Below are 11394 nucleotides of genomic sequence, written 5' to 3'. Positions count from 1 at the left end.
TAAAAGAAAAACCTCTTTCCCAGTCAAAAAAAGTTCACTAAAAATAGCTAGGCTAGTTTTATGGCTGATACACAAGATCGGGAAGTGCTCACCTGGCAAGGATTCGGGGATGCCACTCGCCAAATAGCGCAGAATATAGCAGATTCCGGGTGGATGCCCGAGCTGGTAGTGGCAGTAGCTCGCGGCGGGTTGCTGCCTGCTGGTGCGCTGTCTTACGCGCTAGGGCTCAAAGCAATCGGAACTATGAACGTCGAGTTCTACACCGATATTGAAGAAACCCTGCCGGAACCGGTACTGATTCCCCCATTGATGGATGTGTCAGCACTTTCGGGCAAACGGGTGCTGGTAGTAGATGACGTGGCTGACTCGGGGAAAACTTTAGAACTGGTGATGCGGCTGATTCGCGAACGCGGGATTCCCTCCGGGCAAGACGGCGAACGGGTAACGGTTTCTGAAGCTAGAAGCGCCTGTATCTATGTAAAGTCCCGGTCGATTATTAAACCCGACTACGTACTTAAGCACACCGATAAGTGGATTAATTTCCCCTGGTCAACCCAGCCTCCGGTCACCCCCGGTACCCTGGGTCACTAGTCTTTAGCGTCAGGACTCTTCGCTGGCGACCATCCCGGCTAAGCAGCGCGGGAGGGCGGCTTCTAGGAAGTGACTGGAGGGGCGCACTACTTGACCGGAAGCGACCCCACCTGAGCGGTTTATCAGGTCTGCTTGCCAGAGGGAAACCACTACAAAGGCGCACTCTAGGGGGTCTACCCGCAGGCGCAAACCGAGAGTGTCTAGACATCCGGTAATGATTTGCGCCAGTTGTTCTTCGAGCACCAGTATTTCTTTGCGTAAAAACGGTAAAAATTCCCGGTTGCGTGCCGCATGCACCCGCAGCTCGGTCAGCACTAGCACGAAATCTCGCTCAAACAACATAGTGGTGGAGATGGTTTTACTAATCAACGGCCAGTGGGTAGTTAAAAAACTACCTTCGGCGGAGGCACTCCCGGTGGCTAAATCTTGGTTGATCAAGGATTGCGCGCGAGTTAGTTGCTCCGAAACCTGCGCGAACTCGCCGTGTACGTATTGGCGCAAGAACTCAGAAAAGTCGGGGAAGTTTGAGTAAAAAGCTCCGCGGGAAAAACCGGCGGCTTCGCACAGGGGTTTCACCCCGGTTTTGCCTAGTCCCTCTTTGGCGAACAGCTCCCGGGCGGCAGCGAATAATTTTTGCCGGGTAACTTCGCGCCGCGCGGACACCGCTGGCGGCACTAGAGGTGAGGTTGTCATTTATGAGTTTGCCTCCGCTAGGATTCAGGGGGAACAGCCCTAGTTTATGTTTTTAAATGCATTTATTGAAAGTAGGCGACTTGGACGAGGTATTACAGCTGGCGCGTCGCACTCTGGACGCCTGCGGGCTGCAAGATTGGGAAGTGAGCTGCGATCATGCTCGCCGCCGTGCCGGAGCCTGCCATTTTGGGGAGAAACGGATTAGTTTTTCCCGCTACCTGCTGCCGCTTTATGATGCTGCCGCCGCTCGGGAAGTGGTTTTACACGAGGTGGCGCACGCCCAGGTAGGGTCGCGGGCAGGACATGGGCGACGCTGGCAACAGGCAGTAAAGGCCCTAGGAGGACGCGCCCAGCGCACAGTCGCCTCGGATGCGCCCTCCCTACCGGCCCCTTGGATTGGGATATGCAAAGCCGGTCACCGCGTTGAGCGTTTCCGCACCCCTACTCGGGTTTTAGCCTGTTCTAAATGTTCCCGTGATTTCCATATCGAAAATATTTTTACTTGGACCTATCAGGGAGGCACTCCGCGTCACCACCCTGCCTATCTGCGGGAACTGCGTAAAATCCGGCGCGGAATTTGACCGATATAACCCGAATGTAACTTTTGGACACCTAAGACCGTAAACTAAAAGCATTCAAGTTTAAGATTTCACCAAAGAAGGCGTATGGGTAAGCAACTACTGGTGCAGTGCGGGGGGAAAGAGCTGACTCTTTCTCGTGGGCAGAGCGCGGTGATAGGTCGGGATAGATCCGCAGACCTATCGCTCAACGACCCAGTAGTGTCGCGACGACACGCCAAAATTTCTTACCAGAATGGACGCTTTACACTTACAGACCTAAATTCAACTAACGGGCTCTATGTTGCGGGGCAGCGGCTGCATCCCGGCAGGGCATATGAGATGGAGGGCGTGGGGCAGGTTCGTCTGGGAAAACAACCTTCTGCCCCGACTATTACCTATCAAGAGAAACTAATTAACCAGGAGCTAAAAACAGCCGGTTCTCCCGCGGCAGCTTTGCCGCCGACCTCCGCACTGCCTCCCCGGGCAGCGGCTCCCAAAGGGGTAGAAAAAATTCCTGCCTCGCAGCCAGTAAAAATTCCGCAAACGGCGGTCAGCGCCGCCTCTCCTAAAATGGCGTCTCGTTCCGACATGTTGGTTCCTACTGGGTGGACAACCTTGGGTATCGGCAAAAAACCGCCCCGTCCCGCCCCACCTAAACTTCCCGCTAATTTGGGCAGAACCGATAACCGAGAAATCGTGGGAGCTGGTAACCAGATTCCGATTCCTGCTCCCGGACAGATTTTCCATATCGGGCGTGATCCTGAAAACGAAGTGGTACTACCAGACCCGATGGTTTCTTCCCGGCATGCGGTGCTGGCTATTAACTACGGCAAATTAACGGTGACCGACCTGGGGTCAACTAACGGAGTTTTTATCAACGGTCTGCGAGTACGCGCCGCTCAAATACAACCGGGCGATGTACTAACTGTGGGGAGGATTTCTCTGCGTTTAGTGGGAAATAATCTGGTTAGAATCGGATCGATAGTTGCTGAAGGGCAAACTCACGAAGCGCTAATCGTGGACGATATGTCTTTCCTGGTAGGAACCAGTGGATCAGAACGGCAAAAGGGCGCGGGGTCGAAAAAGGCTATTTTAGACCGGGTATCTTTTGCGGTTCCTAAGGATTCTTTGTTGGCGGTAATCGGCCCTTCGGGAGCAGGGAAATCTACCCTTCTTAACTGCATGATGGGCAAGCTCAAACCACAAAAGGGCGCCACCTATTTTGAAGGCCTGGAGATGAGCCAATATGCCTCCGCGCTTTCTGACCGGATTTCTGCAGTTCCCCAAGATGATTTATTGCATCTGGATCTGACGGGGCGAAAAGTCTTAGATTATGCGGCCAAGCTCCGTTTCCCGGATGACACTCCCGCCACAGTACGAAAAGCAGCGGTGCAGAGAGTCATCAATCAGCTCGACCTGCAAGCCCATGCCGATACGAAAGTAAAACGAATGTCGGGAGGGCAACGTAAACGGGTATCTACCGCAATGGAACTTTTAGATGAACCCGATTTGTTGTTCCTGGATGAGCCCACTTCGGGACTGGATCCTAATCTGGATCGAGAAGTCATGGCGCTTTTAGCTAAACTCGCGCACGGTCAAAACGGACAACCAGGGCGCACCGTGGTAGTTATTACCCATTCAACTGCCAATCTGCATATGGCGGATAATGTGCTCCTGCTGGCTCCCGGGGGGAAAGTGGCTTACTTTGGTCCGCCAGCGGGAATTAAAGGGTTTTTTGCCCCCTTGGGGGTGAAAGATTTTCCGGAAATCTATGATTTACTTTCGCGGGCTCCTGACCAGATGCAAGCTATGTTCGCCTCCTCGGGACGGGTGAATCTCCAGGATATAAAGAGGTCGCTAAGCCTCACGGGGGTTAGTGCGGGCAGTAGGGCGGCTCCGGCGCAAAAACAACTGATCCAACCGAAGAAGCATTCTTTGTTAAGGCAAAGTCGCACCTTGTTTTCTCGCCAAATGCGACTGATGATGGCCGATCCTCTGGTAGTGATTTTTACGGTGGCGCTGCCGCTAGTAATGGCGGTATTGTCCCTAGTGGTTCCCGGTAAAGCCGGGTTCGTGGGTAGCACCGATACCGAGGGGATTAAATCACCGGGAATGTTGCTCGTCATCGTGATTTTCGGGGCGGTACTGATGGGGCTGGTTCCCGCGATTAGGGAGCTGGTGCGCGAGCGCGCTATTTTTCTCCGAGAATCCGCGGTGGGATTGCGTTTAGGCGCCTATCTGCTATCAAAAATCATTAGCCTGGGGCTATCGGCAGTGGTGCAGGCGGGAATTCTTACGGTGGTAATAACATTACTGAATCGGATTCCTAAAGACGGGGTTGCCCTGCCTTTCCGTTGGGAGCTGTTCCTTGCCTGTTTGCTGGCAACTTTGGCGGCGTCCTCTTTAGGGCTATTCTTTTCTGCTTTGGTACGCAGCGCAGAACAGACCACTCCAGTAATGATTGTGCTGCTCATGGTGCAGTTGGTGATGTGTGGGGGAGTAATCGATTTTGAGGATTCCAGTGCGGGACACCTGTTATCTTCTACGGTTTCTTCCCAATGGGCTTATTCGGCCGGTGCGGCCTCAGTTGATTTGGATCGAGTGCGCCGGCAATCAGCTCTGGATGCGCAGAAAAAACAGGATAAAACCTATGAGGAAAACAAGGCGAAGATTGACCAACGTAATGAAGACGCCAAACAACAGGCTGAGGCCTTGGGACAGGCTCCTCCTAAAGCTGAAAGCTTAAAAAAACCAGAGCCCATCACTATTCCGGAAAAACATCAGCGATGGAAACCGTCTACAGGTCGGTGGGGTGTTAACCTGCTGATTTTAGTGGGATTCTACGGCGTATTTGCCGCGCTAACTGCGGTTCCTCTATCAAGGTCGAGGAGATAAGTGGTGGCTGAGTTTCCTGATTATCCTGACCAAGTTCCGCAAAGTTTGGGCCATGGTGCCGGCTATAGATCCCCCCAAATGCCGGTAGTTAGCCAGGGAGCTCCCGCACCCCAGCAAACCCCGTTTTATATCGCCGGTTATCGTCTGCTCAAAGCCCTAGGTTCGGGCACCATGGGGGAAGTGTGGAAGGTCGCTGATTCGCGGGGAAACCTGTATGCCGCTAAGATTTTACGTTCGAAGTTGGCGGTAAAACCCGGGATTGCGCAGCGTTTTCGGATGGAGAAAGACCTGGTTACCGGGGTGCGCCACCAAAACATTGTGGAAGTTTATGATCTGGTGCAAACTCCGGAATATATGGCAATCATTATGGAATATACCGATGGCGGGGATTTGGGGGAGCTACTAAAAAAGCGGGGAACGCTGCTGCCTTTAGACGCCGTCTACTATTGCATGGGGATTGCCGCTGGTCTTTCCCCGATTCATCACGCCGGGATTGTACATCGCGATTTGAAGCCCTCCAATATTTTGTTGAAACGGCAAGGTAACTACCTGGTGCCAAAAATCGCGGATTTTGGCTTAGCCAGGTGGATTGATCCCCGCTACGAAATCCAAACCACGAAACGCTCGGGAACTCCCTACTATATGGCTCCCGAAATGATTGAAGGCAAAGGAGTCAGTTCTAAAACCGATATTTATTCCCTGGGAGTGATCCTTTACGAGTTACTCTGCGGAATCACCCCTTTTAGAGGCTCGGTAGGGGAAGTGTTGGAGCATCAGTTCTACGATATGCCGGGAATGCTTCCCGGAATTCCTGGCTCCCTGTGGAATGTGATTACCCAAATGCTGGCGAAAGAGACTTCGGTGCGCCCCAGCGCTGCCCAGACCCACGCCCTCTTAAAGTCAGTAGTTGACCAGGTGCGCCCCCTCGATGCTCTGCCAGTATTAAAGGAGCCCCCGCCCCCGCAACCGCTGGAGGATGTGGTGAAGGTTTCCCCAGCAGACGCTAAGACTTCCTTGGCGTCGGCGAAACCGATTATTCCTGCCCACGATGAGGCCGAAACCCAGTCGGGGCAGACCGCTCGCGGGCAGGTTGAACCGGCGGCTCCTGTCTGGCGTCCGGTAGCTTTACCACCAGCAATTATGGTTAATACCGAGGAGGCTATCGGGGTCGGTGGGTCTCCTGGGGGATTCTCGCCACCAGGGGAGCAGGAGGAGTCCGCAAACGAGCAAACTTTAGGCGCCTGGGAAAACAGTCCCGGTTTTGCCGAGAGCCCATCGAGTGCTTCTCCCCGCCAAGACGCGCCTGCTCGCCGGCGGGGCGCAGCTAAAGAAATCGTAGGCGGAGTGGCGATCGGCTTAGGTGTCGGCGCCCTAATTACCCTGGTCGCGGCGGTTATTTTACTATTGCTTTAGGTAGTGTAGCTCAGTAAAATAACGATAGTTAAGTAAAGCTATTGCCGAGCCGGCTTAAAGGATTGGTGAAATTGTGCTAGATAACTTTTGTGCCATTCGGGGAAGAACCTTGATTGTGCTGGGGATCGTGGTGTTTGTCGGCGGTCTTTTTGCCCCGCTTATTGGCCCTTGGGTTGCCAGTATCCCTAATGCTTATAACTATAATCCGGTGCTGCATACAGTGCTGCCGGGCTTGGGTACTTTAATCCAAATCCTGTTCCGGGTAGAAACCGGGGTTATTTTGGCGCTGGGGGGAGTTCTTTTAGAACGTATTGAAATCCTAAAAGAAAAGTAAAGCTAGGGCGTCGGGTCTTTTAGAAGTTTGCTTAGTCGCTGCAGCGAAACCCGCTCCCGCGTACCCAAGGGTTGGGCAAATAGCGAAACTCGTAGTTCTTCCACTAGCCAGCGCCCGTGGAGTAGGGCAGTTACGGCAGATGGAGCTGCGGCTAGATTTTCTCGGTTTTCCAGCTTTTCGCGCGCGCCTTCCCAGATAGCTAAAGCTTGTTCTTCCTGGTGGTGCCCCTTATTTTGTCCCTGGCTCGCCTTTTGTAGGCGGGTAGCTATGGCCTGCAGGTACCGCCCTAAATCTTCGGCTCCCTCGCATAAATCCCATAGGAAACCTGGGTAGATCAGTTGCGAGAGTTGGGAGCGCACCTGGGTCACTTCCCCTAAAGCACTGAGTGGGAAATGCTGGGAGAGGGCGGCTGATACCTCCCGGTAGTCGGCACCAACTTCCCCAATTTCGCGGGCGAGGGCGTAAACCTCGTCCTCGAAACGGTCACGGAATTCTTTAGCTAGCTGTTGCAAAGTCGAAGAATCCCGAACTGTCCAGGTATCGACTTTTGCTTGGGCTAGGCAACGCCAGGTGGTTACCAGCTGCAGATCTGCAAGTAAAGCGGCCTTTTCGTAGGGTAATGCCGCCAGGTTCAGCGCTAAATGTGCTGGCCAGCGGGTAGAGATCCGGGCAGGAGGTAGGTAAAGCTGGGCGCAAAGCAAGCAGGTAACCCCAAAGTGGTGGCAGCGTTGAGCCTGCTGCAAGTTTTCAAAGCGGGCTACTCGTACTGGGAAAACGGGGGAGCTTGGATTCTGCTGATTGCTGTTTGTGCTGTTTTTATGGGTGGAACGCGGGTTTTCGTAGCGGTTTTTTTGCGAGCCAGACAGTAGTGATAATCCGAAAGGCCGCGGCAGGCGCTGTGGTAGTAAGCCCGGGAAGGCTTCTCCAGGTACCCCGCCAGCAGTAGTGGTTGTTTGCGCAGGTAAAACTGCTGTTTTCCCGCGTATTTGCGGCCAGGAAGGAGAAAAATCTGTTTCCGGGAAACGCTGTTCGTCGGCTTTATTAGCTTCGCCGCTGCCTGGGGACGGTTTGCAACGATTGGGGTTTTTCTTTCCGCTTTCGGCTTTGCTCACCTGCGAAAGTGCGTCTCGGATTACTTGCTTGCGAGCGGCGCGCCCTTTCTTTCCGTAACGTTTTTGCAGTTTTCCAAGGTCGCGAGAATAGATCTGTTCCTTTCCCACCCGCAGCGCAAAGCGAATCCGCAAATGCGCAGGCAAGGCCCTGACCGCCTGAGAAAAATCTTGCTCGGTTACCTCTACCGCGCGCAGTTGGTCGAGAGCTGCGATGAAAAGTTGAGCCAGCGGGCGCGAGGGGGCGGTTTGCTTCTTCTTAGGCGAAACTTCCGTTAGGTTGCGATGGTCAGGATGTTTAGAGGTGTCCGCCGCTGCGGGTGCAGTGGCTTGGGGAGTGCCTGTCCTCGATAAGTCCCCGTTTTCTTCCTGTTCTGTGCTTTCCGAGGGGTCTGGATTTGCGTTCTTCGCGCTGCCTTCATTTCCCGGAACTTTAGGCTGATTTTCACTGGTAGGCTCATTATTATTATTACTTTTTTCAATCCCCGCCCAAGCCGCTAAACGTCCGAGAGACGCCTGCAACGCTTCCTCTTGCTTAATCTGTACCGGGGTAGGCTCGCGGCTTTCGGAAGCACCAGTAGCAGCCGCGGGATTGGCCAGTTCGCGCTCTATCCACGCGCTGACTTCTGCAGCCACCTGCGGGGCAGGAACTAACTGGCGGCGCACCGTTTTCGGTAGCGCCCGGATCAACGCGGTGAAAAGCTGCGGCCACAGGCCCGGGACTGTCCATTGAAACTCTTGCGGATCCAGATAGGGCAACTGCTCCAAGCTAACCTGGCAGGTAATCCCATCTTCTTCCTTGCCGGGCGCAAAGTGATACTGCAGGGGCAAACTAAAATCTGCCCCTATCCAGCGGTCGGGGAACCCGGCGCGAGACAGCCGGGTAAGTTTGCCGGCCAAATCAGTTCTGCCCCCAATCGAATGATCTGCGGCTTGTCCACTGGAATAGTTGCGGGGCGCTTTTGAGGTGGCAGCGGGGGTGAGCACCACGTCCTCGGGGTAATCCAAAATATGGGGGTCATCTTGACGTTTAAACCAGGCCGCGAAAGTTCCCGGATTGGTTACCTCTTTGCCTAGTCGCTGCGCAAAGAAAGCCGCCAAGGCGTCCTCTCCGGCCACCATCCCCGCCTGTCGAGTGCGCTGCTCAACTTCCCGAGCACGCTCCAGCATCTTTTCATTACGTTTTAAGAAGGGATAATTCAAGGGGGCGTCCCCTCTTACCAGGGCATTAGCAATAAAGAGGGCGCGTGCCCACTCCCGGGCAGTTTGCGGGGTCTGCTCGCCAGGAAGATCCAACTTATTTGCCGCAGGCGATAGCGCGGGCATCGCTTTATTTCCCAGCCGGGACAGAGGAACTGGCACGTCCGCGGCAATAGTGAGCCCGTAAAGGGTAACCCGTTCCGGAACTAGCGCCGTGCCTTTCCTACTTGACCAATACGGCTCCCCATAGGAGCGTTTGACCAGGTGTTTTCCGGCATGAATAATCCAATCGGGGTTAACCCGGGCCACATTGCGGGCAAACAGCCGGGAGGTTTCTACCAGTTCCGCAGCCATTACCCAATCGAATGTGCGGTTAGAGAGCCCCGAACCTGGCCAAATGGTGAAGCGGGCGCCCCGCGGCGCTAGGTACTGTTTGGCGCGCTGATCCCAGTTCCCAATCCCCGAAAGCATCCCTACCAGCAGGGACCGATGAATAGCTTCCGTGTCAGAATATTTAGAGGTGAGGTTTTTGCAGGCCGCAATCAGTTCGCAAGACTGCGGATCTGGCTGATAGGTCGAGCGGGAGGGCTTCGCCAAGGGGCGTACGCTGATTCCCAGTTCTTTGAGTAGTTGCCGCAGTTGGTTAGTAAGATCTTGCCATTCCCGAGTGCGCAAATAATGTAGAAATTCGCGCTGACACATTTTCCGGAAGGCGCTTCCGGATAGATCGCGGGATTGGGTGCGCAGGTAGCGCCAAAGATTCAGGTAGGTCAGGAAATCGGAACTGGAATCCAGAAATCGCGAATGGGCTTGGTCGGCAGCTTCCTGGTGTTCTAGAGGGCGCAGGCGCACATCTTGCATTGAAAGCGCCGAAACTATTACTAGTGCCTCCGATACGCATCCGCGCCGGTCGGCCTCTAGCAGCATCCGGGCCAGACGGGGATCAATCGGCAGCTTCGCTAGGCGTTTCCCCAGCTTGGTGAGGCGGTAGCCCTCGGCGTTTTCGCTCCGCTCCGAAAGGGTACCCAGTTCGTAAAGCAGCTGTTCCCCGTCACGGACTTGCCTAGGATCCGGGGCATCGATAAAGGGGAAATCTGCCACTTTCCCCAGGTTTAACGAGGCCATCGCCAAAATAACTGCCGCCAAGGAGGTGCGCAAAATTTCGGGTTCAGTAAAACGGGGACGCTCCAGGAAATTTTCTTCCGAATACAGGCGGATACAAATCCCGTCGCTAATCCGCCCACAACGCCCCGCCCGTTGGCGGGCGCTCGCTTGGGAAACTTCTTCAATCGGCAAGCGCTGCACTTTGGTGCGCTGGGAATAACGAGAAATCCGGGCCAGACCGGGATCGATCACATATTTTATGCCCGGTACGGTTAGCGAAGTTTCCGCCACATTGGTGGCCAGCACGATCCGCGGATAAGGATGCGGAGCGAAGACTCGTTGCTGTTCTGCCGGGGATAGCCGGGCAAATAGCGGCAAGATTTCTACTGCGCCCGGGGTGTTTGAGCGCTCCCCGGCGCGCACGTACCTCTGACCTAGATGCGCGGCGAGGGCGGCCTCGGTGTCCCGAATATCCCGCTCGCCTGGCAAAAACACCAAAATATCGCCGGGACCGCAAGCAAAGAGTTCATCAACTGCCTGGCAGATCCCCTCGGTTTGATCTTTTAGTTCCCCGCGGGCGACGCCCTCTTTTTGCTGGTGAGGGAAGTGCTTACGGTTTTCTTCGAAGGATTCCTCACCGCCCTCTGCGTCCTCATTCCGGCCATCGGAGCCATCTAGGGGGCGGTAGCGTACCTGAACCGGGTAGGTGCGCCCAGATACCTCGATAATCGGGACTGGGGAACCGGGGCGGGAAAAATGCTCGGCAAAGCGCCGGGAATCAATAGTTGCCGAGGTAATAATCACTTTCAGATCGGGGCGGCGGGGCAGCAAGCGTGCCAAATACCCCAAAATGAAATCAATATTGAGGGAGCGTTCGTGGGCTTCATCCACGATGATAGTGTCATAGCGTTTCAGCAGGGGATCGGTGCGGATTTCTGCTAGTAAAATCCCGTCCGTCATCAACTTGACCATGGTTTTGCTGGAGACCACGTCAGTAAATCGCACTTGGAACCCGATGGTTTTTCCTAGGTTTTCTCCCAGCTCGTGGGCTATCCGGGTAGCCACTGAGCGGGCAGCTATCCGGCGCGGCTGCGTGTGTCCGATTAGGGCGCCGCGTCCTCTGCCTAGCTCTAAACAAATTTTTGGCAGCTGCGTAGTTTTCCCGGATCCAGTTTCCCCCGAAACCACTATCACTTGGTTGTTGGCGATGGCTTCGGCGATTTCTTGCCGCCGCGCACTAACCGGAAGTTCCTCGGGGTAGGAGATAGTAGCAGGCGCATTATTTAAGGCTTTCGGGCGGTTGCGGGCAGGACGGTTGCTTTGCGCGTGCGGTTTTTCGCGTCGCTTAGCCTGCTGATGCTGTTCGCTAGCTGCCTGCTGCCCGCTCATCGCCCTCCTAACCTCTGAGGAAAGTCTAACGGGTATCGCGCCCGCCTCATTATTGCCCGCTGCGAACTGCGATAAGGTAGAGATTCTGAAGCAGGTAATCCGCCCA

7 protein-coding genes are annotated in these 11394 nt (G+C 54.7%); 5 read left to right on the top strand and 2 right to left on the bottom strand.

Translation table 11 applies throughout. The annotated features are described in order from the left end of the window. The first annotated feature begins 60 nt into the window (after positions 1 to 60). Positions 61 to 591 carry a phosphoribosyltransferase gene (locus KO216_RS07825; RefSeq protein ID WP_215523665.1) on the top strand — a complete coding sequence of 177 codons (531 nt, stop codon included), beginning with the start codon at positions 61 to 63 and terminating at the stop codon, positions 589 to 591. A gap of 9 nt (positions 592 to 600) precedes the next feature. On the opposite strand, the gene KO216_RS07820 is transcribed toward KO216_RS07825, so the two are convergent. Then, positions 601 to 1284, bottom strand: coding sequence for a TetR/AcrR family transcriptional regulator (locus tag KO216_RS07820; protein WP_215523664.1), 684 nt, complete (start codon positions 1282 to 1284; stop codon positions 601 to 603). A 56-nt stretch (positions 1285 to 1340) separates the two neighbouring features. Between KO216_RS07820 and KO216_RS07815 the strand changes: the two genes are divergently transcribed. The 4 genes from KO216_RS07815 (at position 1341) to KO216_RS07800 (ending at position 6486) form a co-directional block, all read left to right on the top strand. Continuing rightward, a complete protein-coding gene (locus KO216_RS07815; RefSeq protein WP_215523663.1) occupies positions 1341 to 1865 on the top strand; it encodes a SprT-like domain-containing protein in 525 nt (174 codons plus the stop codon). Between the two features lie 84 nt (positions 1866 to 1949). Next, a complete protein-coding gene (locus tag KO216_RS07810; protein ID WP_215523662.1) occupies positions 1950 to 4739 on the top strand; it encodes an FHA domain-containing protein in 2790 nt (929 codons plus the stop codon). A 3-nt stretch (positions 4740 to 4742) separates the two neighbouring features. After that, complete coding sequence (locus tag KO216_RS07805; protein ID WP_215523661.1) at positions 4743 to 6152, top strand: serine/threonine-protein kinase; 1410 nt, start codon at positions 4743 to 4745, stop codon at positions 6150 to 6152. A gap of 73 nt (positions 6153 to 6225) precedes the next feature. Continuing rightward, on the top strand, positions 6226 to 6486 hold the full coding sequence (locus KO216_RS07800) for a hypothetical protein (protein ID WP_215523660.1): 261 nt from the start codon (positions 6226 to 6228) through the stop codon (positions 6484 to 6486). A 2-nt stretch (positions 6487 to 6488) separates the two neighbouring features. Here the strand turns inward: KO216_RS07800 and hrpA are convergent, their stop codons facing one another. After that, positions 6489 to 11324, bottom strand: a complete 4836-nt coding sequence (gene hrpA, locus KO216_RS07795; RefSeq protein WP_374047512.1) for an ATP-dependent RNA helicase HrpA — start codon at positions 11322 to 11324, stop codon at positions 6489 to 6491. Positions 11325 to 11394 lie beyond the last annotated feature (70 nt).

This window comes from Varibaculum prostatecancerukia (assembly GCF_943169825.2).
Taxonomy (GTDB): domain Bacteria; phylum Actinomycetota; class Actinomycetes; order Actinomycetales; family Actinomycetaceae; genus Varibaculum; species Varibaculum prostatecancerukia.
This window is presented reverse-complemented; position numbering and strand designations above follow the sequence as displayed.

Bases quoted from the DNA above. Each gene is read 5' to 3' on its own strand.
- KO216_RS07825 (WP_215523665.1), top strand. From the start codon at position 61: ATGGCTGATACACAAGATCGGGAAGTGCTCACCTGGCAAGGATTCGGG.
- KO216_RS07820 (WP_215523664.1), bottom strand. From the start codon at position 1,284: ATGACAACCTCACCTCTAGTGCCGCCAGCGGTGTCCGCGCGGCGCGAA.
- KO216_RS07815 (WP_215523663.1), top strand. From the start codon at position 1,341: ATGCATTTATTGAAAGTAGGCGACTTGGACGAGGTATTACAGCTGGCG.
- KO216_RS07810 (WP_215523662.1), top strand. From the start codon at position 1,950: ATGGGTAAGCAACTACTGGTGCAGTGCGGGGGGAAAGAGCTGACTCTT.